The 25,998-nt window shown below is 38.1% G+C and carries 25 protein-coding genes; 17 read left to right on the forward strand and 8 right to left on the reverse strand.

All coding sequences use genetic code 11. The features are described 5' to 3' along the window. The first annotated feature begins 2 nt into the window (after window positions 1-2). Both KIM67_RS11670 and KIM67_RS11675 read left to right on the forward strand, forming a co-directional pair. On the forward strand, window positions 3-671 hold the full coding sequence (locus KIM67_RS11670) for a histidine kinase (RefSeq protein ID WP_213831559.1): 669 nt from the start codon (window positions 3-5) through the stop codon (window positions 669-671). A 175-nt stretch (window positions 672-846) separates the two neighbouring features. Next, window positions 847-1,497, forward strand: coding sequence for a hypothetical protein (locus KIM67_RS11675; protein WP_213831560.1), 651 nt, complete (start codon window positions 847-849; stop codon window positions 1,495-1,497). A gap of 66 nt (window positions 1,498-1,563) precedes the next feature. Here the strand turns inward: KIM67_RS11675 and glyA are convergent, their stop codons facing one another. Further along, window positions 1,564-2,838 (reverse strand): serine hydroxymethyltransferase, encoded by a 1,275-nt coding sequence (gene glyA, locus KIM67_RS11680; RefSeq protein WP_213831561.1) that lies wholly within the window; start codon window positions 2,836-2,838, stop codon window positions 1,564-1,566. Between the two features lie 249 nt (window positions 2,839-3,087). On the opposite strand from glyA, the gene KIM67_RS11685 reads away from it, so the two are divergent. Then, a complete protein-coding gene (locus KIM67_RS11685) occupies window positions 3,088-4,272 on the forward strand; it encodes a hypothetical protein (protein WP_213831563.1) in 1,185 nt (394 codons plus the stop codon). A gap of 91 nt (window positions 4,273-4,363) precedes the next feature. Here KIM67_RS11685 and ytxJ read toward each other — a convergent pair whose 3' ends face one another. Next, complete coding sequence (ytxJ, locus tag KIM67_RS11690; protein ID WP_213831565.1) at window positions 4,364-4,753, reverse strand: bacillithiol system redox-active protein YtxJ; 390 nt, start codon at window positions 4,751-4,753, stop codon at window positions 4,364-4,366. Between the two features lie 144 nt (window positions 4,754-4,897). On the opposite strand from ytxJ, the gene clpB reads away from it, so the two are divergent. The 3 genes from clpB to KIM67_RS11705 all read left to right on the forward strand — a co-directional run bounded on the left by clpB (window position 4,898) and on the right by KIM67_RS11705 (window position 8,805). After that, window positions 4,898-7,498: an ATP-dependent chaperone ClpB gene (gene clpB / locus KIM67_RS11695; RefSeq protein ID WP_213831567.1), complete on the forward strand. Its 2,601-nt coding sequence runs from the start codon at window positions 4,898-4,900 to the stop codon at window positions 7,496-7,498. Between the two features lie 119 nt (window positions 7,499-7,617). After that, the gene (locus KIM67_RS11700) at window positions 7,618-8,214 is read left to right on the forward strand and encodes a TetR/AcrR family transcriptional regulator (protein WP_213831693.1); all 597 of its coding nucleotides are present in this window, start codon (window positions 7,618-7,620) and stop codon (window positions 8,212-8,214) included. A 57-nt stretch (window positions 8,215-8,271) separates the two neighbouring features. Next, window positions 8,272-8,805, forward strand: a complete 534-nt coding sequence (locus tag KIM67_RS11705) for a histidine phosphatase family protein (protein WP_213831569.1) — start codon at window positions 8,272-8,274, stop codon at window positions 8,803-8,805. Here KIM67_RS11705 and KIM67_RS11710 read toward each other — a convergent pair. Then, window positions 8,802-9,545: a DUF6503 family protein gene (locus tag KIM67_RS11710; RefSeq protein WP_213831571.1), complete on the reverse strand. Its 744-nt coding sequence runs from the start codon at window positions 9,543-9,545 to the stop codon at window positions 8,802-8,804. The two genes, KIM67_RS11705 and KIM67_RS11710, sit on opposite strands and share 4 nt — an antisense overlap. A gap of 82 nt (window positions 9,546-9,627) precedes the next feature. On the opposite strand from KIM67_RS11710, the gene smpB reads away from it, so the two are divergent. Beyond that, entirely contained in the window at window positions 9,628-10,089 is a 462-nt protein-coding gene (gene smpB / locus KIM67_RS11715; protein ID WP_213831695.1) for an SsrA-binding protein SmpB, read from the forward strand. Window positions 10,090-10,096: 7 nt separating this feature from the next. Here the strand turns inward: smpB and KIM67_RS11720 are convergent, their stop codons facing one another. After that, on the reverse strand, window positions 10,097-10,738 hold the full coding sequence (locus KIM67_RS11720) for a protein-L-isoaspartate(D-aspartate) O-methyltransferase (protein WP_213831697.1): 642 nt from the start codon (window positions 10,736-10,738) through the stop codon (window positions 10,097-10,099). Window positions 10,739-10,853: 115 nt separating this feature from the next. Between KIM67_RS11720 and KIM67_RS11725 the strand changes: the two genes are divergently transcribed. The 10 genes from KIM67_RS11725 (at window position 10,854) to KIM67_RS11770 (ending at window position 22,010) form a co-directional block, all read left to right on the forward strand. Next, window positions 10,854-11,819 carry a Gfo/Idh/MocA family protein gene (locus KIM67_RS11725; RefSeq protein WP_213831573.1) on the forward strand — a complete coding sequence of 322 codons (966 nt, stop codon included), beginning with the start codon at window positions 10,854-10,856 and terminating at the stop codon, window positions 11,817-11,819. Between the two features lie 72 nt (window positions 11,820-11,891). Further along, on the forward strand, window positions 11,892-12,779 hold the full coding sequence (locus KIM67_RS11730; protein WP_163418655.1) for a 3-hydroxyacyl-CoA dehydrogenase family protein: 888 nt from the start codon (window positions 11,892-11,894) through the stop codon (window positions 12,777-12,779). A gap of 6 nt (window positions 12,780-12,785) precedes the next feature. Further along, entirely contained in the window at window positions 12,786-14,021 is a 1,236-nt protein-coding gene (locus tag KIM67_RS11735; RefSeq protein WP_163418654.1) for a DUF1015 domain-containing protein, read from the forward strand. Between the two features lie 19 nt (window positions 14,022-14,040). Next, on the forward strand, window positions 14,041-14,700 hold the full coding sequence (locus KIM67_RS11740) for a YggS family pyridoxal phosphate-dependent enzyme (protein ID WP_213831575.1): 660 nt from the start codon (window positions 14,041-14,043) through the stop codon (window positions 14,698-14,700). Window positions 14,701-14,720: 20 nt separating this feature from the next. Then, window positions 14,721-16,082, forward strand: a complete 1,362-nt coding sequence (locus KIM67_RS11745) for an exonuclease domain-containing protein (RefSeq protein ID WP_213831577.1) — start codon at window positions 14,721-14,723, stop codon at window positions 16,080-16,082. Then, on the forward strand, window positions 16,079-16,918 hold the full coding sequence (locus tag KIM67_RS11750; RefSeq protein ID WP_213831578.1) for an ion transporter: 840 nt from the start codon (window positions 16,079-16,081) through the stop codon (window positions 16,916-16,918). The genes KIM67_RS11745 and KIM67_RS11750 overlap by 4 nt, the downstream gene beginning before the upstream one ends. Further along, on the forward strand, window positions 16,915-17,838 hold the full coding sequence (gene miaA / locus KIM67_RS11755) for a tRNA (adenosine(37)-N6)-dimethylallyltransferase MiaA (protein ID WP_213831580.1): 924 nt from the start codon (window positions 16,915-16,917) through the stop codon (window positions 17,836-17,838). Before KIM67_RS11750 ends, miaA begins: the two co-directional genes overlap by 4 nt. Further along, a complete protein-coding gene (locus tag KIM67_RS11760; RefSeq protein WP_213831581.1) occupies window positions 17,831-18,328 on the forward strand; it encodes a gluconokinase in 498 nt (165 codons plus the stop codon). The genes miaA and KIM67_RS11760 overlap by 8 nt, the downstream gene beginning before the upstream one ends. Window positions 18,329-18,468: 140 nt before the next feature. Further along, the gene (locus KIM67_RS11765; RefSeq protein WP_213831582.1) at window positions 18,469-20,517 is read left to right on the forward strand and encodes a M13 family metallopeptidase; all 2,049 of its coding nucleotides are present in this window, start codon (window positions 18,469-18,471) and stop codon (window positions 20,515-20,517) included. A 155-nt stretch (window positions 20,518-20,672) separates the two neighbouring features. Next, window positions 20,673-22,010 carry a GntP family permease gene (locus tag KIM67_RS11770; RefSeq protein ID WP_213831583.1) on the forward strand — a complete coding sequence of 446 codons (1,338 nt, stop codon included), beginning with the start codon at window positions 20,673-20,675 and terminating at the stop codon, window positions 22,008-22,010. Window positions 22,011-22,071: 61 nt separating this feature from the next. On the opposite strand, the gene KIM67_RS11775 is transcribed toward KIM67_RS11770, so the two are convergent. The 4 genes from KIM67_RS11775 to KIM67_RS11790 form a co-directional block, all read right to left on the reverse strand. After that, a complete protein-coding gene (locus KIM67_RS11775) occupies window positions 22,072-22,788 on the reverse strand; it encodes a response regulator transcription factor (protein ID WP_213831584.1) in 717 nt (238 codons plus the stop codon). Between the two features lie 6 nt (window positions 22,789-22,794). Then, window positions 22,795-24,378, reverse strand: coding sequence for a sensor histidine kinase KdpD (locus KIM67_RS11780; protein WP_213831585.1), 1,584 nt, complete (start codon window positions 24,376-24,378; stop codon window positions 22,795-22,797). A 77-nt stretch (window positions 24,379-24,455) separates the two neighbouring features. Then, complete coding sequence (gene coaE / locus KIM67_RS11785; RefSeq protein WP_213831586.1) at window positions 24,456-25,043, reverse strand: dephospho-CoA kinase; 588 nt, start codon at window positions 25,041-25,043, stop codon at window positions 24,456-24,458. Further along, entirely contained in the window at window positions 25,040-25,996 is a 957-nt protein-coding gene (locus KIM67_RS11790; RefSeq protein WP_213831587.1) for a CdaR family protein, read from the reverse strand. The genes coaE and KIM67_RS11790 overlap by 4 nt, the downstream gene beginning before the upstream one ends. Window positions 25,997-25,998 lie beyond the last annotated feature (2 nt).

The following is a 25,998-nucleotide window of genomic DNA, read 5'->3' on the forward strand; positions in this document are numbered from 1 at the left end:
CAATGAAAACACTTCGCATATTAGCCATTGACGATCATGAAATGACAATGCTCGGATACAAATTTATCCTTGAACGTATTGTTTTTGAAGGACATAGCATAATTGTAGATACGGCCAACACCTACGAAATGGGCAGAAAGCTAATCGAAGATTCCGTAAACTCCTTTAAATACGATATTCTATTTCTTGATGTTCAGCTTTTTCCTCCCAATGAAGATCAACCGCATACAGGTGAAGATTTGGGCGTTTTGGCACGCAGGCTGGTACCAGAGACAAAGATTGCGTTTATGTCTTCTTTCAGCGACAATTACAGAATAAACAGTATTTTAAAATCCGTTGACCCAGATGGATATTTAGTTAAAACGGATATAGACCCAAAAACCTTGGAGGATGCAGTCAAGACAATTACATTAAACCCTCCCTACTACTCCTCTAAAGCACTTTCTGCCATTAGAAAAAAAATGACCAATGATATTAGTTTGGACGAAAAGGATAAAAAAATATTGTACCATCTATCCATCGGCACCAAAAACAAGGATTTAGAAAATCATATTAGATTATCACCCTCATCCATAGAGAACAGAAAACGCCATTTAAAGTCACTTTTTGGCACCGAAAATGAGAATGATCTAGCTCTAATACTTGCTGCAAAAAACAGGGGCTTTATATAGTTTACAGCTATCGTACTAATGGTATCTTACAGTTTTTGGACTCTTTTTTGTTAGTTTTTTCTTCATAAAAGCTAAAAATTATGGAAAAACCCCAGAATTTTTAAGGTTTTCCTTCAATCCAAAAAAAAAGATTCGCTTTAACTTTGATTTAGTTCAAAGCTGAAAAATACTGACTATGCCATTCCAAAAAAAAGCTGCCTCTAATTTTAATGCCCGACGGGTCAGGACTTTTGAGTCTGTCGAAGGGTTGGACGATTTTGTCAAAGTCCTTGAAAAAGATTTTTTTGCCAATGCCAGGGTGAAATGTCAATACCACGCAGATAAAGAAAAAACAAGTTTAATTTTTGACCTCTACTGCAATTTTGGATTAACCGAGACCCTCCATAATTTTAATAATGGTACTTGGGGAGGTTTTTCTGTAGACAAAAAAGATACTGCTATTTCATCTTCTTTTGATACTGCCTTTAACAACCTAAGTATAGCTAATAACAACGAAATAGATATTGCAGAAATCTCACTGCATTTTAGGGACACTTCTATTATTATCGCGAAAATCTATCAATACAGTATCCCAGAGAAACTTGGCGAGATTATCTCCAAAGTAAGTGAACATTTTGTTCACTTTACCAAGGGTCTTACTGATATGCCTTATGAAATTTTTGTTCCCGTTTTCGAGGATAAAATGAAAAGTACTTTTGAATTGGATAAAAATTACTTTGACTACTGGGGTCTTTATTTTGAAAATGACAAACAACACGATGTTGTTATCTACAGTCTTAAATCCAAGCAATTATTGCATAAGGAAGATTTCTTCTTTTTAGATTGATTTTTTTGAAATTTATATTTCTAAAACCAGCCGGACACACAAAACAAGTATAATTTCATATACTCCCTACCCATTGAACAATGGACGGGATTTCATAAGGTCATTTACCTTCTGCTTCGTCTGCAAAAGATTCGTTTGATCTTCTGCATTCGTAATTACATCATCTATAAGACTTACTATAGTTTCCATATCAGGCTCTTTTAGTCCGCGCGTGGTTATAGCTGGAGTTCCAAATCGGATACCAGATGTAATAAAGGGCGATTGATCATCAAACGGCACCATATTTTTATTCGCGGTAATTGCCGCAAGTTCCAAAGCCCTTTCCGCATCTTTGCCCGTAATTTTTTTATTCCGAAGATCGATCAACATCATGTGGTTGTCCGTTCCACCAGAGATAACTTTGTAATCTCTTTCCATAAAAGCTTTGGCCATGGCTTCGGCATTTTTTTTAACCTGTAATGTATAATGCAAAAAGTCATCAGAAAGTGCTTCTCCGAAGGCAATTGCCTTAGCAGCAATAATATGTTCCAAAGGCCCACCTTGATTTCCCGGAAATACCGCCAAGTCCAACAACCCGGACATCTTGCGTAGGTTTCCATTTTTTAGCCTTATACCAAATGGGTTTTCAAAATTTTCTCCCATCAATATCAATCCGCCCCTAGGTCCCCTTAATGTTTTATGGGTAGTGGTCGTAACGATATGACAATGCGGGATAGGATCATTTAAAATACCCTTTGCAATCAATCCGGAAGGATGTGAAATGTCCGCTAGTAAGATTGCATCCACACTATCCGCTATTTGCCTAAATCTTTTAAAATCCATATCGCGGGAATATGCAGAGGCACCCGCAATAATCATTTTAGGCTTTTCTTTGGTTGCAATCTCTTGAATCCTATCATAATTCAATGTTCCAGTTTCCTCATCTACCCCATAAAAGACAGGACGATATAGCCTTCCAGAAAAATTTACTGGTGATCCATGGGTCAAGTGACCACCATGAGATAGATCAAAGCCCAAAATTGTATCACCTGGCTTTAAACAGGCATGATAGACCGCAGCGTTCGCTTGAGAACCCGAATGAGGCTGGACATTTGCATAAACTGCTCCAAAGAGGCTCTTTGCTCGTTCTATAGCAAGTGTTTCAACTTCATCGACTACTTCACAACCACCATAATAACGTTTTCCAGGATAACCTTCAGCGTACTTATTCGTCAGAACCGAACCTGCAGCCTCCATAACCTGGGGGCTAGTAAAGTTTTCGGATGCTATAAGTTCCAATCCCTCTATCTGACGTTCTTTTTCTTGTGCTATAAGTTCAAAAATCTCTTGGTCTCTTTGCATTTGCCTCTATTTTAAGAAGTGGTAAAATTACGAATACAATACCTAACTAAATCGAAAAAAATTGTTGGAGAAATTGATTTTATCAAACAACAATTAACAATGAAGAATACATTTCAAACTATAACGGATAATGCATATTAAAATGTATTTTACCGATAGTATACTACCGTTTATCCTTTTTCGTTAACATATTATGGCTTTTTGGCACGGCTGTTGAAAACCATACAATAACCCATTAAACCAAAAACCATGAAAAAAATACTACTTATTAGCACGTTTACATTGCTTGCAGCCTGCGGCGGTGTAAAGAAGACCCAAAAGAATTTAAACAGTGGAGATTATGGTGCCGCTATAGAAACAGCTATAAAAAACTTAACGACTAACAAAAATAAAAAGGGGCATCAACCATTTATTCTTTTGTTAGAGGATGCTTTTGCAAAAAATATTGAGCGAGAAGAGGAGCAAATTGCTTTTCTACAAAAAGACGGCAACCCTGCCAACCTTGAAGCTATCTACAATAAATATTTGCAATTGAAACAAGTACAACAAAGAGTAAGACCTCTGTTACCACTATTTATAAAAGATCAAGGTAGAGAAGCTTCTTTTCAATTCATTAATTACGATGCACGCATTCTGAGCACCAAAGACAAATTATCAGAACATTTGTATGCCAGTGCCTCTACCCTTTTAGGTAATGCAACCAACAAGCAAGACTATAGAACGGCCTATAATGAGTTAAAATATTTAGAGGACATCAATCCCAACTATAGGGAAACAGTCTCTAAAATGAACGAGGCCTATAGAAAAGGGCTGGAATATGTGCGGGTCGATATAAATAACGATACCGAGCAAATAATTCCAGAGCGATTAGAGCAGGAATTATTGGATTTCAACACTTTTGGTATTGATGATTTTTGGACGGAATATCATTCCAACCCGCTTTCAAATATAAAATATGACTACGCTTTGAATCTCAACTTCATGGAAATAAATATATCTCCAGAACAAGTGAATGAGAAACAAATCATAAAGGAAAAGCAGATTAAAGATGGTTTCGAATACTTGTTGGACCAAAAAGGAAATGCGGTAAAAGACAGTTTAGGAAACCGAATAAAAGTAGATAAGTTCCGAACGGTAAAATGTAATTTTTACCAATTCACCCAATTTAAGGCGGCCCAAATTGGAGCTAAAGTCAGTTTTACCGACTTGGCCAGTGGTCAGGAAATAAATTCGTATCCGCTATCCAGCGAGTTCATTTTTGAGAACATCTACGCAAATTACAAAGGAGACAAAAGAGCCTTGGATACTGATTTGATTCCACTTCTAGAAATTAGGGCCATTGCATTTCCCAGTAACGAACAAATGGTATACGATGCTGGCGAAGACCTCAAACAGCGGCTGAAGGCTATTATTAGCCGAAATCAGTTCAACTAAGCGTCTAGCGTCTAGCGTCTAGCGTCTAGCGTCTAGCGTCTAGCGTCTAGCGTCTAGCGTCTAGCAAAAAAACAAAATTGCGAGTATGGTTCTAAACGAATTGTGCTAAGTCAGTATCTGTAATTGCGCCATGTGATGTATGAAAGCACACCTCACCATTTTTAACAATCAATAGTTGAGGTGATTGGTGCATCACCTGAAACTTGGATGCAACTTCATTGGATACATCACGATGCGCATGCAAATCCAGAAAATAAAGGTCAACTTTATCATCTAACGCATAAGAATCAGTGAACATGTTCAACACCATTCTGCTAATACCACAAGTAGTGGAATGCTTGAAAATAAGTTGAGGAATCTCTTTGGATTTTGTTTCAATGTCATTCAGTTGTTCAACGGATACTAAAGGTATCCAGGGAATCTTTTTATCCTGCTTTACCGACTCTTCTTTCTTTCCAAATACACTTCCAAATATTCCCATGATACAAATTTACTAGTTAAGTCGAATAAGTACAAAAACTTTACAAAACTGACGAAATGTCTCTTCATTGTAGGTTTTTAGCGACATTTTGACTGTTTTTGATAATGGTAAGATTGTTGAACAGTTAGAAGAAAACGTAAGAAAATGAACTTTAACAATTTCACTATAAAATCACAGGAAGCCATACAGCAAGCACAACAGATTGCTCAAGGACTTGGACATCAACAAATAGAAAATGAGCATCTTTTTAAGGCCATGGCCGAGGTCGATGAAAATGTTCTACCATTCATTTTAAAAAAACTGAACGTCAACATATCGTTGATCAATGAAATTTTGGAAAAAGAACTTGAAAGTTTCCCCAAAGTATCGGGAGGCGACATCATGCTTTCGAACAGTGCTGGAAAATCATTGAACGAAGCCAGTATCATTGCAAAAAAAGAAGGGGATGAATATGTCTCTATCGAACATATTTTATTGGCGATTTTTAAGTCCAAAAGTAAAATCGCCCAAATTTTGAAAGATCAGGGCGTTACCGAAAAAGACTTGAAGGCTGCTATCCAAGAATTAAGAAAGGGAGGGAAAGTAACTTCACAAAGTGCTGAGGACACCTATAATTCTTTGGATAAATATGCTAAAAACCTAAATCAACTTGCAGATAGTGGTAAGCTAGACCCTGTTATAGGCAGAGACGAAGAAATACGCAGGGTTTTACAAATTCTTTCAAGGAGAACAAAGAATAATCCCATGCTGGTAGGAGAACCCGGTGTTGGTAAAACTGCCATAGCGGAAGGTTTGGCACATAGAATCGTACAAGGCGATATTCCAGAAAATCTAAAGGATAAAAATATTTACTCTTTGGATATGGGCGCGCTAATAGCCGGCGCCAAATACAAAGGGGAGTTTGAGGAAAGACTTAAATCGGTTATCAAAGAAGTAACCTCTTCAGACGGGGATATTGTTCTTTTTATTGATGAGATACACACGCTTGTAGGTGCTGGTGGAGGCCAAGGAGCCATGGATGCCGCTAACATTTTAAAACCTGCTTTGGCAAGAGGCGAGCTAAGAGCCATTGGAGCAACCACACTTGACGAGTATCAAAAATATTTTGAGAAAGATAAAGCCTTGGAACGAAGGTTTCAAAAAGTGGTAATCGATGAACCAGATACGGAAAGTGCCATATCCATTTTACGTGGAATAAAGGAAAAATATGAGGCACATCATAAAGTCCGTATCAAGGATGAAGCGGTAATTTCGGCCGTAGAGCTTTCACAACGTTATATTACCAACCGTTTTCTACCGGATAAAGCTATTGATCTAATGGACGAAGCCGCATCAAAATTAAGGATGGAAATCAATTCCAAACCGGAGGAACTGGATGTACTCGATAGGCGGATCATGCAATTGGAAATAGAAATTGAAGCCATTAAACGTGAAAATGATAAAGTAAAGCTTCAAAGCCTAAATTTAGAACTTGCCAACCTAAAAGAAGAACGCAACGAGATTTTTGCCAAATGGGAAAGCGAGAAAACCGTGGTGGACAATATTCAAAAAACGAAACAAGATATTGAAAACTTTAAATTGGAGGCCGAGCGTGCAGAGCGTAATGGAGATTACGGAAAAGTAGCTGAACTACGCTACGGAAAAATAAAGGAATCCCAAGAAAATCTTGAAAAGTTACAGGACGAACTGGCCAGTCAACAAAGTGCGGGCACACTTATTAAAGAAGAGGTTACCAACGAAGATATTGCCGAAGTAGTTGCTAAATGGACGGGGATTCCTGTCACAAAAATGATGCAAAGTGAGCGTGAGAAGCTTTTACAATTGGAAGATGTGCTGCATAAGCGGGTCGTAGGGCAAGAAGAGGCTATTGTTGCCGTATCCGATGCCATAAGACGAAGTAGAGCTGGTTTGCAGGACGCTAAAAAGCCCATTGGTTCATTCTTGTTTCTTGGGAATACCGGTGTTGGAAAAACTGAACTGGCAAAGACACTTGCCGCCTATCTGTTCGATGATGAAAATGCCATTACAAGAATAGACATGAGCGAATATCAAGAAAGGCACTCGGTGAGCAGATTGGTCGGGGCTCCTCCAGGATATGTTGGCTATGATGAAGGTGGCCAACTGACCGAGGCTGTTCGGAGAAGACCGTATTCGGTAGTGCTCTTGGATGAAATTGAAAAAGCACATCCTGACACGTTCAACATTCTGCTTCAAGTCTTGGACGAAGGAAGGTTAACGGACAATAAAGGTCGTGTAGCCGATTTCAAGAACTCGATTATCATTATGACAAGTAATATGGGGAGTCAAATTATTCAGGAAAAGTTTGAAAATGTCATCGATGTAGAAAGCGCTACGAGTGCTGCAAGAATCGAGGTTATGGGATTATTGCGAAAAACTATTCGCCCCGAGTTTTTAAACAGAATAGATGATATCATCATGTTTACACCTTTGGATAAATCCAACATCAAGGAAATTGTAAGACTACAGTTGGAACAGTTGAAAAAAATGATTTCCAAACAACATATTACCATGGATGCCACGGAGGAAGCAATAGATTACTTGGCCAAAAAAGGGTACGAGCCTCAATTTGGCGCAAGACCAGTAAAACGGCTGATACAAAAGGAAGTACTCAATAAACTATCTAAAGAACTTCTTGCAGGAAATATAAGATCAGAAAGTATAGTTCTTCTGGATTCTTTTGATGACCAATTAGTGTTTAGAAATCAGAATGAGCTAGTCGAATAATTTAGTTTTTGAACAGTTAAGCCCTTATTTTGTTAAAAGTAAGGGCTTTTCCTTTTTAAAAATACCATACAGTATATCTTTTTTATATCTTAGCTATGGCCAAACCTAGCCCAGATACCATGTCCAAAAAAGCAGAAAGAACCACGGCATACATCATAGAGACCGTAGCACCTATTTTTAACAAATTTGGGTACGTTGGTACTAGTATGAGCGATCTTACCGAAGCCACAGGCCTTACCAAAGGTGCTATTTATGGGAATTTTGAAAATAAAGAAGCACTTGCACTATCAGCTTTTGAGTACAATAGAAATCATCTTTTGGAAATACTCGATGAAAAATTGAACATAGAAGGTAGTGCTCTGGAAAAAATCTTTTCACTTTTACGTTTTTATCGTCAGTATGATGTTTTTACACTGCCATTTGGTGGATGCACCATCCTTAATGTAGGGGTCGATGCGCAAAACAACAATAGTCTCCTCGCTGCAGCGGTAAAGGAAACCATAAGAGAAATTGAGGGGAAAATAGCATTGGTATTGGAAAATGGAGTAAAAAATGGAGAGATCCACTTACCGGTTCCTCCGCTTCAATTTTCTAAACAACTGTTTACAATGATACAGGGGGCAGTTGCGATGTCCACTATGACAAGAGACAGAAAATACCTGGTAAACACTATTGCCTATTTAGAGCATTTAGTGCAAAAGGAAATAAAGAAATAATCATGTTTTACATGAGCCTTCTTTAAGAAAATAAAGAAGATATTAAAACCATAAACTATGAAGACAATCAAATATTTGATTGCTATTACAGTACTACTAATAGGATTCGCAAGTTGCGATACCTCAGAAAAAGATACAGGAGAAGCTACCGAACCTGTAATCTCAACCTATTATTTCATACGGCATTCCGAGAAAGATAGAACAGACCCAGAAAATAAAAATCCAGAACTGAATCAAGATGGATTGGGAAGGGCGATACGATGGGCCGAGGTTTTTGATCCAATACAAATAGACGCCATATACTCAACCAATCTGCTAAGAACGGAAATGACCGCTGCACCCACATCGGTAAAAAAAGATATTGAAATCAAGTATTACGACCCTTCCACTCTCGAAATCAACGCATTTAAAAGTTCTAATGAAGGACTCAATGTTTTAGTAGTAGGTCATAGCAATACGACTCCAGATTTTGTAAACAAAATGCTAGGCTCCGAAAAATATAATCAAATGGAAGATGATGATAATAGCAGTCTGTTTATCGTCAGAATTATTGATAGTGTAGCTACAGATATCCGATTAAAAATGGATTAGTTCGGAGTCACTTCCAACTCCAAAATCTCTATTTTAGAAAGCAATTCCAGTTCACCTTTTTCAAACAACTGCGCGATATCAAGGATGGATGTCTCTTTTGATTTGGACTTAAAGTTGTTGTAATCCACAAAACGGATTCCGTTAACATAACGCTCATTGTAAGCTTCCCTAAAACGTTGCCCTCCGCCATTTACATGAAAATCGTATGCTAAATAGCTTGGCTTGAATGTTTTTTTATTGAACCAGTACACATAAACGTCATCAAAATCGTCCCCCCCGCCGTTTTGGGCAAATGTGACCTTAACTTTGTAATGGTTTTTACCTTTTATGATTTCTTCCCCAAGAAGCTCTTTTTTTACAGCCTTGTCATTTAAACCAAAAGGTAATCGAGTAAAATAGTGTACAGAGTTAACAGAATTTGAATACCGATTTGCTATAGAATCCGATAGACTAACTAAAGTATCGTTTACGTATCGTTTGAAACTAGAAGTAGTCTTCACATCTGTAATTGTTATTGAATCTAGAAAAGAAATGCGTTTCAACACTTTTTCTCCGTTCGAGCTTTCAGAAATGTATTGTCTGTTTCTGAAGAAAAATGAAGTATTATGATTAATATAGTGCTTGCCACCACTATCCAAGATGGACTTATCCACTATCTCTTGAACTGTGAGGCTAGTCTTGGGCTTCTCCTTACAAGCCAAGGCTAAAAGCACTAAAGTCGACACAAAAAATCTTTTCATCTGGTTGGTTTTTCTATATAATCGTAAAATCAAGCACAACATTACAATTTTCTTTTAATAAGAGTTCCTATTTTTGCCCATGATGCAGAAAAACATCAACATAAAAAATAAGCGAGCTAGGTTCGATTATGAAATTCTGGACACTTTTACAGCAGGGATTATGCTAGGTGGTACGGAAATAAAATCCATTCGCTTGGGCAAAGCTTCAGTTTCTCAAAGCTTCTGCGAGTTCAATGAAAAAGGAGAGCTTTTTGTCATCAATATGCAGATAGATGAATATAGCCACGGTGGTTATTATAACCATAAACCCAAGGCCGAACGTAAATTACTCTTGAACAAAAGAGAACTAAAGAAGCTTAGAAAAGAAGTCACTACATCCGGACTTACTATAATCCCACTTAACCTTTTCATTAACGATAAGGGCTTGGCCAAGGTAAATATAGGTCTGGCCAAGGGTAAAAAGCTTTACGACAAGCGTGAAACCATTAAGGACAGGGACAACAAAAGAGATTTATCCAGAATAAAAAAGAGCTTCAATAACTAAGAACGATTTAGTTTTTGTTTTCTAAAAGCGGTACAAATCGAAAAGAACCCAATTCCTGTTTTTCAAATTCTTTTTCAGATTTTCGAGTATAAAGGGTCATTATTTGTTCTTCAATTCCTACCGGAATCACTAAACGTCCGTCTACTTTCAGTTGTGACAGCAACGCTTTTGGTACTTCAGGAGCTCCTGCGGTAACAATGATTCCGTTAAAGGGTGCCTCTTGAGGCAAGCCTTTATAACCATCACCAAAAATGACCTTTCGTGGTCGATAACCCATTTTAGAAAAGAACAATTTGGTTTTCTTGAAAAGTTCCTGTTGTCGTTCAATAGTAAAAACCTTTGCCCGAAGATGAAGTAATACCGCGGTTTGATAGCCACTTCCCGTTCCTATTTCCAGAATGGAATCGTTTGGTTTAATTTGTAACAACTCTGTTTGAAATGCCACTGTATACGGCTGGGAAATTGTCTGTTCGGCACCAATTGGAAAAGCTTTATCCTGGTACGCATGGTCCTCAAAACCACTATCCAAAAAAAGGTGACGTGGTATGGTTTTTATAGCTTCTAGAACTTTTGGATCCTGTATTCCTTTGGCAGACAATACTTCTGCCAACTTATTGCGCATACCCCTATGCTTTAATGTATCCTTCATGTTTTTGGTCTGGTACACGAATTTAAAAAGTTCTCCACTAATTTTATGGATAGTTGGGCTCTTATTTTTATGGAAGAGTGACGGCATATCCTTATTTTTGACAAAAACAGCAGGTATGTTAAAAGTTGGTGTTCTCGGTGCAGGACATTTGGGTAAGATTCACCTTAGGCTCTTAAATGAATCCGATAAATATGAACTTGTTGGTTTTCATGACCCGGATGAAATCAATGCCAAAAAAGTAGCCGATGAGTTTGGATACACCTATTTTGAAAACATCAACACACTGATCGATGCTGTCGAGGTAATTGATATTGTCACCCCTACCCTTTCCCATTTTGAATGTGCAAAAAAGGCCATAGAAAAGGGAAGGCATATTTTTATCGAAAAACCTATTACAAATACATTAGAAGAAGCTGAAGAACTTCTGAAGCTCACCGAACAGCATTCCGTAATGGGACAGGTAGGCCATGTAGAGCGTTTTAATCCCGCATTTTTAGCCGTAAAGGACAAGATTGAAAACCCAATGTTCATTGAAACCCATCGGTTGGCAGAATTCAATCCCAGAGGAACCGATGTTCCGGTAGTACTGGACTTAATGATTCACGATATTGATGCTATTTTGAGCGTTGTAAACTCCGAAGTAAAACAAATCAATGCAAGCGGAGTTTCCGTAATCAGTAAATCGCCGGATATTGCCAATGCACGAATTGAATTTGAAAATGGCTGTGTTGCCAATCTGACATCCAGTAGGATTTCTTTGAAAAATATGCGTAAATCACGCTTCTTTCAACGGGATGCTTACATTTCCGTAGACTTTTTGGAAAAGAAGGTCGAAGTGGTAAAAATGAAAGATGCACCCGAGAAACCAGGTGATTTTGATATGGTACTACAAAATGCCGAAGGAGAAAAAAAGCAGATTTATTTTGAAAATCCAGATGTTGAACCCAACAATGCCATTAAGGACGAACTGGAAACTTTTGCAGATGCCATAAACAACAGTACCGAACCTGTTGTAACCCTAAAAGACGGAACTCGGGCGTTGCAAGTAGCCCTACAAATCATAGAATCGTTTAAAAAATAATTTACAATCTGTTTGATTGTCATCCTGAGCCTGTCGAAGGAAATCAAGAATGACATAATCCCAAAATAGAAAATGAAAAAAATAGCAGTTATTGGTGCGGGTACCATGGGAAATGGAATCGCCCACGTTTTTGCCCAAAATGGATTCCAAGTACATCTTATTGATATTGCACAACCTTCCTTGGATAAGGGATTGGCAACGATCACCAAAAACCTGGACCGTATGGTTGCCAAAACATCCATTACAGAACAGGACAAAGAAAATACATTGGGAAACATTTCAACCTTCACGGATTTAAAGGAAGGTGTTGCCGAGACTAATTTGGTTGTAGAAGCGGCCACAGAAAATCTAAATATCAAGCTTCAGATTTTTAAGGATTTAGATGCAATTTGTGACGAAGCAACAATCCTTGCCACAAATACTTCTTCCATTTCGATTACCCAGATTGCCGCTGTAACGCAACGACCCGACAAAGTCATTGGAATGCATTTTATGAATCCGGTACCAATCATGAAGTTGGTTGAAATCATTAGAGGTTATAGCACTTCAAATGAAGTGACGGAAACTATTATGAAACTATCCTCCGATTTGGGCAAAACCCCAACAGAGGTTAACGATTATCCCGGTTTTGTTGCCAATAGAATCCTTATGCCCATGATCAACGAAGCCATTGAAACGCTATATAATGGTGTAGCGGGAGTACAGGAAATCGACACTGTAATGAAACTGGGTATGGCACACCCCATGGGGCCATTGCAACTAGCAGATTTTATTGGATTGGATGTATGTCTATCCATTCTTAATGTGATGTACGATGGTTTTAAGAATCCCAAGTATGCGCCATGTCCCCTATTGGTCAATATGGTTATGGCAGGAAAATTGGGTGTTAAATCTGGTGAAGGATTTTACGATTACGCAGCGTCAAGAAAAGCAGAAAAGGTAGCTGCTCAATTCAGTTAAACGCCTATGGCCCTCATAAAACCCTTCAAGGCCATACGCCCTGCAGAGGACAAAGTTTCCTTTGTAGCCTCAAAATCATATGAAGAATATCCAAAGGAAGAGTTGAATGCCGTACTTAAGTATAATCCTTTCTCTTTTTTACATATCATAAATCCAGGATTCAAGTTTGATAAAAATATTACTGGCGAAGAGCGTTTCAAACTGGTCCATAATAGGTACTTGGAGTTTTTGGAGGACGATACCTTTATAAAGGACGAAGAAGCCTGCTTTTACCTCTATCAAATCACAAAGCGAAATTTTAAGACGCTCGGTTTCTTTTGCGCCTGCAGTATTGTAGATTATCAAAAGGATATCATCAGAAAACATGAAGATACCATTCAACAAAGAGAAGAGCTTTTTGCTGACTATTTAAACACCGTAGGTTTTAATGCGGAACCAGTGCTAATGACCTACGCAGATGATGCGTCCATAAAGGCAGTTTTAGAGCATGAGTCCAAAAAGGACCCACACTATAATTTTACGACTAGGGACAAAATCAATCATAAACTTTGGAAAATAGATACCATCGAGACAATTGAAAAACTCAAAGCCGCATTTAAGGGCATAGATGCGCTCTACATTGCAGATGGACATCATAGAAGTGCATCCTCGAATCTTTTGGCAGAGAAGATGAAAGCCAAAAACACATCGCATACAGGCGAAGAGGCCTATAATTTTTTTATGACCTACCTAATCCCTGAATCTGAAATCAGGATTTATGAATTCAATAGGATGGTGCGAGATTTGAACGGCCTTTCAAAAAACGAGTTTTTGATTAAGCTGGACACTTATTTCCGAATTGAAAAAAAGCAAGATGGATTGTACAGACCAACGCAAAAGCATCATTTTAGCATGTACTTGGATGGCGAGTTCTATTCATTGTATCTTAGAAAGACCGTATATGAATTTACCGATTCTTTAAGTGAATTGGATACACAAATACTGTTTAAAACTATTCTGGAACCTATTTTGGGCATATCCGACCTAAGAAACGACAAACGGATATCCTATGGTTTTGGAAAACATAATGTCATTAAAATGAAGGACAGTATAGATGCTGGAGAATATGCTGTTGGTTTTAGTCTAGTGCCCATCAATATAGATGAGGTCAAGGCGATTGCCGATGAAGGTTTGGTAATGCCCCCAAAAAGTACCTACATAGAACCTAAACTACGCAGCGGTATGGCAATTTATGAGCTTTAATACTTTGAAAATCAAAAATATGTCGATTAAAGATAATCTTACAGCAATCAAAAAAAAGCTTCCAGAACATGTTACGCTCGTAGCCGTTTCAAAAACGAAGCCAAATGAGAATCTGTTGGAAGCCTATGAAGCTGGTCAACGCATTTTTGGTGAGAACAAAATCCAGGAAATGACCCAAAAATGGGAAACGTTGCCCAAGGATATCGAATGGCATATGATAGGTCATGTGCAACGCAACAAGGTAAAGTATATGGCCGAATATGTATCGCTGGTACACGGGGTCGATAGTTTCCGCTTGCTCAAGGAAATTGACAAGCAAGCAAAAAAATACGATAGGGTCATTTCGTGCCTGCTACAGATGCATATTGCAGAGGAAGAGACCAAATTTGGGCTAGACGAAACAGAATTAGAGGATATTCTCAGTGCCGATGAGTTCAAATCCATGGAAAATATTAAAGTTGTTGGACTTATGGGAATGGCCACATTTACAGAAAGTGAAGAGCAGGTAAAAAAAGAGTTTGCATACTTAAAATCCGTTTTTGACGAACTAAAAGAAAAACTACCTAACATCAACATTCTTTCTATGGGTATGAGTGGAGACTATCCCATTGCTATTGAGGAGGGTAGCACTATGGTGCGAATTGGAAGTAGTATCTTTGGCGCACGCAATTATTTATAATCCATATTCTAATAATTTTCATGTACGCAATACTCGATATTGAAAGCACAGGAGGAAAATACAATGAGGAAGGCATCATGGAAATTGCTATCCATAGGTTTGATGGACACAAGGTCGTGGATAAGTTTATGGGATTGATCAATCCAGAGCGAGAAATTCAACCTTTCGTTGTTAAGCTTACAGGAATCAATAATAAGATGCTAAAATCTGCTCCAAAATTTCATGAAGTAGCAAAACGTATCGTTGAAATTACGGAAGGTGCAGTAATTGTGGCCCATAATGCCCAATTCGATTATAGAATATTGCGCACCGAGTTTAGAAGGCTGGGCTATGATTTTCAAAGAAAGACCCTCTGTACCGTAGATTTATCAAAAAAACTACTTCCCGATGCAGAATCACATAGTTTGGGGAAACTGGTACGCTCCCTCGGAATTCCCATGAGCGACCGTCATAGAGCTAATGGCGACGCCATTGCAACGCTAAAGCTTTTTAAATTATTATTGGATAAAGATTCTGAAAAGACCATCATCAAAGAAGTCATCAGAGAGGAATCCCAAGGGGAACTCTCCCCTACCCAGTTGGATATTGTTTCTGACTTACCATCTGAAACCGGTGTATACTATATGCACGATAAAGACGGTGACATTGTTTTTTTAGCGAAGACCAAGGATATCAAAAAAAGAGTAAACCAACATTTTACAAATGTTGGGCAACTCGCCAGAAAACTCCAAAAATCGACCAAAAAAGTAACTTTTGAGAGAACTGGCAGCGAATTGATAGCCATTCTAAAAGAGTACCAGGAGCTCAGAAAAAACAAGCCCAAACACAATACCCTTACCAAGAAAAAATTGTTTTCCCATGTCCTCAATTTTTCAAAAAACGGGGAAACACTTATCAATCTCGATATTGTAAAAACAAGATTTCAAAAGAAGCAAAATATTGGGTTCAACGGCGTACCATCAGCAAAGAGTTTTTTGAAAAAAGTGAGCGCAGAGTTTAAGCTAGATCCAATTTCATTGGGTTTAGACGTGTCAAATGAACATTTACAAAAAGACTCCTTAGGTGAATACACAAGTAGTGATAATGCAACGGAATTCAATGAAATTGTAAACTCAATCTATCATAAATATAGCCTCTTGGGCAAAAACATGGCATTGTTGGATAAAGGAAGACAAGTAGGTGAAAAAAGTTTTGTCCTCATAAAAAATGGTAAGCTACAAGGATATGGTTATGTAGAGCTTAACCATCAAATCAATAATATTGCTATATTGGAGTCTATAATGACACCAATACTAAACGATGAAAACACTGTGTTTATCATTGAATCTTATTTGAGAAAGAATAACAAAATCAAGGTTTTGGAGCTAATACCAACTACTTGAAAGAACACAAAGTACATTCTGGCTGGAAAAACACGCTGCACGAAATTATCTATGAAGCAGACACGCCTTTAGGTAAGATTTTCGATATTACGCTTTTTGTGCTCATCATACTTAGTGTCTTGCTTGTGATGCTAGAGAGCGTCGATGAAATCGATGAAAAATATCATAGCAGTCTTTTGGTATTGGAATGGGTGATAACGGGCTTCTTTACTTTGGAATACATTGCAAGAATTATTAGCATCCGTAAACCATGGAAGTATATTTTCAGCTTTTTTGGGATTATAGACTTCATATCCACCATCCCCTTATACCTCTCCTATATTTTAGCAGGTTCCCAGGTTTTGATAGCTTTCAGGGCGTTTCGGTTACTTCGTATTTTTAGAATACTGAAGCTTGTAAAATACATCGGTGAAGCATCCCAGCTGCAGTCCGCACTAAAAGCCAGTAGAGCAAAAATAGGCGTGTTTATTTATGTAGTATTGATTCTATCCGTCATCATGGGGACAGTAATGTATCTTATTGAAAGTGATGAAGCAGGTTTCACGAGCATTCCCCGAAGCATTTATTGGACCATAGTTACTTTGACCACGGTAGGTTACGGGGATATTGCACCAGAAACCAATTTAGGGCAATTTTTTGCCACCGTAATCATGATTTTGGGCTATGGCATAATAGCCGTACCCACTGGAATCGTTACTGTCGAGTTTTCCAAGTTCGGTAAAGAAAAAAAGGGCGATAATCTGGTCCATACCAACACACAAGCTTGTCCAGGGTGTGGTGTTGAAGGTCACCGCGATGATGCGACTCATTGTTATAACTGTGGTGAACCGTTATGAGTGGTAAAATATTGATAGCCGTAGTTGGCCCCACCGCAATTGGAAAAACAAGATTAGGTATTACCATTGCTTCTCATTTTAAAACTGAAATCGTATCAGCGGACTCTAGGCAATTTTTTAGAGAAATGAACATTGGCACAGCCGTTCCTTCGCCCGATGAGTTAATGGCCGTACCACATCACTTTATTCAGCATAAAAGTATATTCGAGCCCTATTCCGTAGGTGATTTTGAGCGGGATACGATTGACTTGTTAAAAACACTTTTTCGGAAAAACGATTTTGCTGTCATGGTAGGTGGCAGCGGTCTATATGTAGATGCTGTTATCAAAGGGTTGGATAAATTTCCAGAAGTTGATTCAAAGGTACGCGAGTCACTGCGTTTACAACTAAGACAGAACGGACTGTCTAGTTTGCAAGAAGAATTAAAACAGAAAGACCCCACATATTATGAATCCGTGGATATTGAGAATCCACATAGGGTAATTAGAGCTCTAGAAATTTGCATTACCGCCAATAAGCCATATTCTTCCTTCTTGAATAAAAAAAAGGAGTCAAGAAATTTTAAAACTATATATGTAGGCATTACTGCGGATAGAGAAATCATCTATGAGCGCATCAACCAAAGGGTAGATGCCATGATGGATACAGGATTGTTGGAGGAAGCAAAAAAATTATATCGGGACAAGCATCTTAATGCGTTACAAACTGTAGGGTATCGAGAACTTTTTCAGTATTTTGATGGAAATTTTACGCTGGACTTTGCAATTTCAGAAATTAAAAAAAACACGAGGCGCTTTGCCAAAAGACAACTGACCTGGTTACGGAAAAATGACGACATCCTATGGGTAAATCACGACGAGGCATCAAGCTCTATTTTGGAAAAAGTAACTGCTAAAATCAACGATACATCAAATGGTTGAAGAGAAAAGAGTCTTAATTATTATGGGCGTGAGCGGAACTGGAAAATCCACCATTGGCAATATGCTATCCGAGCATTTAGAAATACCGTTTTTTGATGGTGATGATTTTCATCCGAAGGAAAACGTGGCTAAAATGAGTACCGGTAAGCCCTTGAACGATGATGATAGAAAAGGCTGGTTGCTTACTTTGAACCAATTGGCCAAGAAACAAAAACATAATGGAGCCATTATAGCATGTTCCGCCTTAAAAGAAAAGTATAGAGAATTATTGCGAAATGGGCTGGAAGATATCATGGTATTTATTCATTTAGAAGGCTCATTTGAACTGATAAAATCCAGATTGGAACAACGCAAAGGACATTTTATGCCCTTACAACTTTTACAATCACAATTTGATGCCTTGGAAACACCTTCAAACGCCATAACCGTATCAGTATCAGAGCCTCCTGAAAAAATTTTGCAAAATGTGCTAACCCAGCTTGGAGCATAACTATATAATTGGCAAGTCAAACGTATGCTAAAAAAAACATAAAATATAAATAGGTTCCGATATTTTTCTACTTGCCAGTGTAACAAATTCTTACATTTGGAGACTAACTTTCGACTAATTATTAATTAACAACTCCTAAAATGAAAAAAGTGTACTTTTTGGCTGCATCCATTGTGGCCTTTACAAGTTGCAAAGAAAAACCCAAACCTGCTGAAGAGGTAGAAAAAATCCCCGGTATTGTTCTGGAAAACATGGATACTACGGTAAGTCCAAAAGAAGATTTCTACAATTACGTAAATGGTAATTGGATGAAAAACACCGAAATCCCTGCCGATCGTTCAAGTTGGGGAGGATTTTCTGTTTTAAGAAAGTCTACAGATGCCGATGTGCTTCAAATCATAGCAGAGGCAAAGGAAAGTGGTAAATATGATTCAACTACAGATCAGGCCAAAGCAATGGCGATTTTCGACACAAAACTTGATACCACAGCAAGGGATAAAGCAGGTATTTCACCGCTTCAACCCGCTTTGGATGCCATTGCAGCCATAGAAAGCTTAGAAGATTTACAAACAGTTTTAGCCACTAATTCCACTGTCTCTTCTCCTTTTCTAGGCGTTTCTGTTTTTGCGGATTTGAACAATAGTGCCATGAATGCTGTTTATCTCGGCCCTACTGGATTAGGGTTGCCAGACAGGGACTACTATTTGGACGAAGACGATAAATCCAAAGAAATTCGCGAGGAATACAAAAAACACGTTACCAGAATGCTCCAAATGCTCGGGGACAGTGAAGAAGTTGCTATGGCTGCTTCCGAAAAAATTCTTGAACTGGAAACCATCCTAGCCGAGCCAAGATTGGACAAAGTGGCACGTAGGGATGCAAGAAACCTTAACAACCCTAAGACAGTCGCAGAAGCTGATGCTATGCTCAGCAGTATTGATTTAAGCAAGATGATGAAAGATTTGGGTGCTACCAAAGCGTTTGATACCATTTTGGTAACACAAGTGGAATATACCAAGACTTTGAACAATTTTTTAAAGAATACATCCATCGAAGATCTTAAGACCCTAATGCGTTGGGATACATTCAATAGCTCAGCAGGAAGGTTGACCACAGCTATTGAAAAGGCCAACTGGGAATTTTACAGTAAATACCTACGGGGTTCAGAAGAGCAACGTCCTGCGGACGAGCGTGCATTGGCAACAGTAAACAGAAATGTGGGCGAGGCCTTGGGCCAATTGTATGTAGATGCTAAATTTCCGCCTGAAGCTAAAGCAAAAGCGGAAAAGATGATTGCCAACGTAATCGAAGCATATAAAGAGCGTATAAAAAAACTGGATTGGATGGGAGACACAACCAAACTAAAAGCAATCCAAAAGCTAGATAAATTCACCGTAAAGATTGCTTATCCAGATGATTGGGAAGATTACTCTTCCATGGAAGTATCTGCTGACAAGTCGTATTTTGAAAATATGGTCGCTGTGGACAAATGGCAAACAACGGATAATTTTTCGGATATCGGAGAACCTGTGGACAAAACGGAATGGGGAATGTCACCACAGACCGTAAATGCTTATTTCAACCCGCTTAACAATGAAATTGTTTTCCCAGCTGCGATATTACAACCACCTTTCTACAATTACACGGCTGATGAAGCTGTAAACTATGGTGGAATTGGCGCAGTAATCGGTCACGAAATCTCGCATGCATTCGATGATAGCGGTTCTCGTTTTGATTCTGACGGAAACTTAAAAAACTGGTGGACAGATGAAGATTTAGCTGCGTTTACAGAAAGAGGAAATGCTCTTGCAGCACAATACGACAGCGTTCAAGTATTGCCAGAAGTTCATGTAAATGGAAAATTCACCCTAGGGGAAAATATTGGTGACCTTGGCGGCGTTCTTGGAGCATATGATGGTCTTCAGCGACATTTTGCAGAAAACGGTAGACCAGAAAATATAGATGGTTTTACACCCGAGCAACGATTTTTTATGTCTTGGGCAACTGTTTGGAGAACAAAATCCAGGGACGAAGCTCTACGCACCCAAATAAAGACAGATCCACATTCTCCCGGACAAGTTAGAGCGATTCAACCTTTATTGAACGTTCAAGCATTCTACGATGCATTTGATATCAAAGAAGGTGATGAAATGTATCTTCCAGAAGAAGAGCGAGTAGCTATTTGGTAGTTACTTTCAGAAAGAATTTAAAGGGCACTTATTTAGGTGCCCTTTTTTATGCTCAAAGGTTAAAAAACAGTATTTGACCTTTAAAAAGTGTATTTATAAATTATTCTATATTTGATGCTGGTCGTAGAAATAACCAATCCTAACCATCACACTTGATGATAGCCACTAACTTAGTACTAGCCGTTGTTACCGGAATTGCCCTACTCCTTTTTCTTATTTTACGATTAAGGATAAATGCATTTATGGCATTATTGATCGGCAGTATTACGGTTGGATTAATCGCTGGACTTGATGCCCAAGAAATCATTATGACCATTCAAGATGGGATGGGAAATACTTTGGGATTTGTGGCAACAGTTGTAGGACTTGGTGCTATGTTTGGAGGTATTTTAGAAGCTTCGGGTGGTGCTAAGACCATAGCAGATTTTATGGTCTCCAAATTCGGATTAAAAAAGGCACCGTCAGCCATGGTAATCTCTGGATTTTTAATTGCGATTCCAGTTTTTTTTGATGTTGCCTTCATTATTCTGGTTCCCATGATTTATGCACTACAGCGCAAAACAGGAAAATCTCTTCTGCTCTACGCTATTCCATTACTTGCAGGTCTCGCCATCACACATGCCTTTATCCCTCCTACTCCGGGCCCTATAGCGGTGGCCGATATTATTGGGGCGAACTTGGGCTGGGTAATTCTGGTCGGTTTCCTTGCTGGAATTCCTACTGCACTTGTTGCTGGATTATTATTTGGACGTTACATTTCAAAAAAAATTTATGTAGAAGCCCCTGAAGAGTTAAAACAGACAGAAATTAATAAGCTTCCTCCCATTGGACCAACACTCTCAATTATAGCGTTTCCCATTGTTCTTATTTTATTAAATACCATTGTTTCCTCGGGCGCATCCAGAGTAACCAATACAACGCTAATAAATGCTATCGCCTTAGTAGGACACCCATTTTCTGCATTGATTATTGCCAATATATTGGCTTGGTATTTTTTTGGTATTAAAAGAGGTTTTAGCAAACAACAACTTTTTGATATCTCTACCAAGTCCTTGGCACCAGCCGGTACAATTATACTGCTCACGGGAGCAGGTGGTGTTTTTAAGCAAGTACTCACAAACACCGGAGCTGGCGAGCTATTGGCAACTTCTTTGAGCAGTGCTGGTTTTCCAATTCTGGCTTTCGCTTTTATAAGTGCTTCTATTGTTCGGATTATACAAGGGTCATCTACAGTAGCAATGATTACCGCAGCTGGTCTGGTAGCACCATTATTGGTAAACGCCCAATTAGCTGCGATGGAATTGGCATGTATGGTTATAGCAATTGCCTCAGGTGCAAGTATCTTTTCACATGTAAACGACAGTGGGTTTTGGTTGGTAGGTCAATACTTAGGGATTACGGAAAAAGAAACCTTTAAGTCTTGGACTATGATGACTACAATTCTCGCTTTTGTTGGAATTGGTACCGTATCACTTATATACTATTTGATATAAAAAAACCATCCTGCGGGATGGTTTTTTTATATATTTTGAATTTATTTATTGTGGAGGTCTATTATTGTTGGTTTTCTTGTTTAATTACCAATCGGAAGCCCTCTCCATGTATATTCAAGATTTCAACAACATCATCTCGTTTCAAATACTTTCTGAGCTTGGCTATATATACATCCATACTTCTGGATGTAAAATAATTATCATCTCTCCAAATTTTGGTCAAGGCTAATTCTCTGGGCATCAAATCATTTTCGTGCAGAGCCAAAAGACGCAATAATTCATTTTCCTTAGGAGAAAGCTTTACGGGTTCCTCTTCTTTATATTTTAAGAAGCGTAATTTAGAATTCAAACTAAAGTTACCGATTTCAAATTCAAACTGCTTACTGTCCGCCAATGTACTGGAAGCTTTTCTTTGAAGTATCGCTTTAAGCTTCATCAACAACACTTCGGAATCAAAAGGCTTGTTCAGATAATCGTCTGCACCTGCTTTGTATCCTTTAAGAACATCTTCCTTCATGGTCTTAGCGGTAAGGAAAATAATAGGAACGTTTTCATTCTTCTCACGAATTTCCCTGGCTAAGGTAAACCCATCTTTATAAGGCATCATAACATCCAAAATACAGACATCATAATTATCCTTTTTGAATTTCTCAAAACCTTCCATTCCATTTTTTGCCAAGACAACATCAAAGTCGTTCATGGACAGGTAATCCTTTAGGACGATTCCAAAGTTTGGGTCATCCTCCACTAAAAGTATTTTCTTCTTTTCAGTCTCCATAGTTTTCTAAATTAAAGGTAGTTTTAAAAAGAAAGTGCTTCCTTTTCCCTTTTCACTTTCTGCATAAACTTCTCCTTGATGATCTTCAATTATTCGTTTTACGTAGGCCAGTCCTAAGCCGTGCCCTTTAACATTATGTATATCTCCAGTGTGTTCTCGATAAAATTTTTCAAAAACTCTTTTCAAGACCGCTTTGCTCATGCCAGCTCCCTGATCTTTGATCTTAATTATAATGGTGTTCTTTACAATCTCTGTAAAAACATCAATTTTAGGAGTCTCTGGAGAATATTTAACTGCATTGTCCAAGACATTGACCACTACATTGGTAAAATGCATATCATTGGCCAGAATTTCCGATCGCTCGGCATCTAAATGTGCATTTACATAACCTCCTCTATCACCTACTATTAAATCCACATGGGCAATAGCGTCTGTAATAATATCATGGACATCTACCCTATCCTTACTGATGTCCAGTTGGTTTTTCTCCAATTTGGATATTCGTAAAACGTTCTCCACTTGGGCGTGCATGCGCTTGTTTTCATCCTTGATCATGCCCAAATACCGTAAAACTTTATCTTTATCTTCTATTGACTTTGGGTTTCGTATTGCCTCTACGGCCAAGTTGATGGTCGCAATGGGCGTTTTAAACTCATGGGTCATATTATTGATAAAGTCCGTTTTTATTTCGGATATCTGTTTTTGTTTTATCAATTGATAAATGGCACTGGAATAGGCCACCATGATTATCAGCGTAAAAACCAACGATAACAATGCCATTCCCATTATCGATTCTAAAAGAAACTTTTTCATTTTTGGAAATGTCAGCAATAAGGAGAAGTTGGTTCTCCCTTCACTATCCTCAAAAATTAGAGCTTCATACATTTTCGACTCGGAAAACTTAAACTTTTTAGACTTGACCTTAGTTGGATACCCTTGACTATAAACTCCATATTCATAATCAATATTGATATTCCTGTTCTGAAGCTCTTGGCTCAAGAGCAACTCTAGCTCTTGTTTTGAAACTCTCTTGTGTATAGGCCTACTTTTGGCATATTCCATAAAGACATCTTCCCAAGCGGCTTTATCAATTTTGGACAACCCTCCAATTTTTTCAGCTTTTTGTATGGGCGTCAAACTGTAACTTTTACCATCCAGTCCAAATTCTTCCTTAAAAACGGCCTTGGTCCGTTTGCTGGTATAATTCTTAATAGTTGTGGTATCTTCTTCCCCTCCTAAATTATCAAAGAACGTTGATGTAATATTATAATCCTCTTCCAATATTCCATGGGAATAAAAAAGAATCTCATCTGAATTCAAATCTCTATCAACGAACAAAAAATTTCTAAACTGTGTAGTTTTAGGCTGCCCAATGCTATCTACCAAAGAGGCCAAACGGTCTGAATAATCTTTCATCTCCCTCTTCTCCACTCGGCTCGCTACCTTATCCAATATGTCCGTAACCGTTCTTGAGAATTGCTCCTCTTTATCATCTACCGATGTCTTTATCCAATACACTTGAACAAAAATTATCCCAGTAAGGGATAAACTCATTAGAATGACCAGAAGAACGAATAGCTTCTTGTTCATTATGGTAAAATTAGAAATTTAACATTTAGGCCATTTACCGTTTAACCTAACCTTAACAAAAATGTTAAAATTATTGATCAAATGTCAAGTCCAACTAGTCTTTTGTGTAGGTTAAAAACCTCTTTTTCAGTGGTCTCTAAATCAATATTCTCAATACAAAAGTCCGCCAGTACGGTTTTATCGTCATCGTTCATTTGATTGTCCATGCGGTTTATAATGGCTTGTTCTTCGATTCCATCCCGCTTCAATACTCTATTTACGCGTATTTCTTTAGGGGCTTTAACCAAAATTACGAAGTCATAATTGTGCTTTGCATCGTTTTCAAAAATAAGTGCCGTTTCTTGAATCACGTAAGATGATGTTTGGGTTTTGACCCAATCCATAAAATGAGACCTCACAGCAGGATGCACAATTTTGTTTAACTTTTGAAGTTTTTCAGGATCTTTAAAAACTTTATCGGCTATAAACCCCCTGTTTAACTCTTCTCCTTTGTAGGACTCGGCCCCAAGTAGTTTTACAATGTCTCTTTTAAGGGGTTTCGAAGTCACCATCAATTCTTTGGCCTCTGCATCAGAATCATACACAGGAACGCCTAAATCCTTGAACATTTTAGCGACGGTACTCTTACCGCTACCTATACCTCCCGTTAATCCTACAACCATCATTTTTGCTCCAAAATAAAATTGACCTTATTCTCCAGTAGCTTTACGTCATAAACATTTGATGGTTTCTTGGTAATTTTCAAAAAAAGTGTATTATCATTAGCACCATTGATTAGTTTATAGTCGGCAATTGCTTGAAAGTCTTGTATGGATAACTCTTTTAAGCGTTCTATGGTTGCTTTGCAAAGTACATTAACAGAGTTTGGGAAAGTATTGACCTCATAACCCTCTGGTAAATTTATGACCTGAATAGGGACTTCAAAAACCTTTTCTGAGAATTTAACCACTTTTCCAGAGACATTTGCTCTATTGATTGAAAATATCGTATTGGACAATTGCTTGGGGAAAACCAATAAAATATCTTTTGAAAAATCCGAGGATACTCCTGTTATTTCTATGCTAGAAGTGTAGATAGCCTTTAGGGTATCTATTTCATTTTTAGGGCCTTTCACCAAAACTACATTTGGAGTAATCAAGGGTTCTCCTTCAAGAATATAATTTTGCTCAAATTCTAAATTGAGTTTGGGTTTTATAGGCACTTCCTTACTAGCCACTTGATATAAGTCTAGAATGAGTTGATTTCTGTCCAAATCAATTAAGGATATATTTTGGGATAGTTGACGTTCCATTTGCTTTTTAAGGGCATTCTCCGTGAGTATATAATTGCTATTTTCCCTTTCTACTTCAGATAAATCAACATCCACCCGCTTATTGAAGAAATTATAATATAAAAACTGAAAACCGCTTGTCCGCAATTTTGCCTCTATGGTATTCGTTGCATTATTTCCCAATAATAAGGTATCTGGCAAGTTTTTATAGTTAAGATCAAACGTAGCCCTAGACTCATAGGCTTCGGATAAATTACTGAGAAACCAGGCCAAAAAAGAACACACCAAGAAGAGTGAAAAAACTTTCACTTTTCTTTTGTTCAATCCGCCCAATACTTTTTTTAACACCT

The sequence above is a fragment of the Flagellimonas sp. 389 genome (assembly GCF_018449435.1).
Taxonomy (GTDB): domain Bacteria; phylum Bacteroidota; class Bacteroidia; order Flavobacteriales; family Flavobacteriaceae; genus Flagellimonas.

Coding starts and splice junctions, on each gene's coding strand:
- KIM67_RS11670 (WP_213831559.1), top strand. CDS start 3: ATGAAAACACTTCGCATATTAGCCATTGACGATCATGAAATGACAATG.
- KIM67_RS11675 (WP_213831560.1), top strand. CDS start 847: ATGCCATTCCAAAAAAAAGCTGCCTCTAATTTTAATGCCCGACGGGTC.
- glyA (WP_213831561.1), bottom strand. CDS start 2,838: ATGCAAAGAGACCAAGAGATTTTTGAACTTATAGCACAAGAAAAAGAA.
- KIM67_RS11685 (WP_213831563.1), top strand. CDS start 3,088: ATGAAAAAAATACTACTTATTAGCACGTTTACATTGCTTGCAGCCTGC.
- ytxJ (WP_213831565.1), bottom strand. CDS start 4,753: ATGGGAATATTTGGAAGTGTATTTGGAAAGAAAGAAGAGTCGGTAAAG.
- clpB (WP_213831567.1), top strand. CDS start 4,898: ATGAACTTTAACAATTTCACTATAAAATCACAGGAAGCCATACAGCAA.
- KIM67_RS11700 (WP_213831693.1), top strand. CDS start 7,618: ATGTCCAAAAAAGCAGAAAGAACCACGGCATACATCATAGAGACCGTA.
- KIM67_RS11705 (WP_213831569.1), top strand. CDS start 8,272: ATGAAGACAATCAAATATTTGATTGCTATTACAGTACTACTAATAGGA.
- KIM67_RS11710 (WP_213831571.1), bottom strand. CDS start 9,545: ATGAAAAGATTTTTTGTGTCGACTTTAGTGCTTTTAGCCTTGGCTTGT.
- smpB (WP_213831695.1), top strand. CDS start 9,628: ATGCAGAAAAACATCAACATAAAAAATAAGCGAGCTAGGTTCGATTAT.
- KIM67_RS11720 (WP_213831697.1), bottom strand. CDS start 10,738: ATGAAGGATACATTAAAGCATAGGGGTATGCGCAATAAGTTGGCAGAA.
- KIM67_RS11725 (WP_213831573.1), top strand. CDS start 10,854: ATGTTAAAAGTTGGTGTTCTCGGTGCAGGACATTTGGGTAAGATTCAC.
- KIM67_RS11730 (WP_163418655.1), top strand. CDS start 11,892: ATGAAAAAAATAGCAGTTATTGGTGCGGGTACCATGGGAAATGGAATC.
- KIM67_RS11735 (WP_163418654.1), top strand. CDS start 12,786: ATGGCCCTCATAAAACCCTTCAAGGCCATACGCCCTGCAGAGGACAAA.
- KIM67_RS11740 (WP_213831575.1), top strand. CDS start 14,041: ATGTCGATTAAAGATAATCTTACAGCAATCAAAAAAAAGCTTCCAGAA.
- KIM67_RS11745 (WP_213831577.1), top strand. CDS start 14,721: ATGTACGCAATACTCGATATTGAAAGCACAGGAGGAAAATACAATGAG.
- miaA (WP_213831580.1), top strand. CDS start 16,915: ATGAGTGGTAAAATATTGATAGCCGTAGTTGGCCCCACCGCAATTGGA.
- KIM67_RS11760 (WP_213831581.1), top strand. CDS start 17,831: ATGGTTGAAGAGAAAAGAGTCTTAATTATTATGGGCGTGAGCGGAACT.
- KIM67_RS11765 (WP_213831582.1), top strand. CDS start 18,469: ATGAAAAAAGTGTACTTTTTGGCTGCATCCATTGTGGCCTTTACAAGT.
- KIM67_RS11770 (WP_213831583.1), top strand. CDS start 20,673: ATGATAGCCACTAACTTAGTACTAGCCGTTGTTACCGGAATTGCCCTA.
- KIM67_RS11775 (WP_213831584.1), bottom strand. CDS start 22,788: ATGGAGACTGAAAAGAAGAAAATACTTTTAGTGGAGGATGACCCAAAC.
- KIM67_RS11780 (WP_213831585.1), bottom strand. CDS start 24,378: ATGAACAAGAAGCTATTCGTTCTTCTGGTCATTCTAATGAGTTTATCC.
- coaE (WP_213831586.1), bottom strand. CDS start 25,043: ATGATGGTTGTAGGATTAACGGGAGGTATAGGTAGCGGTAAGAGTACC.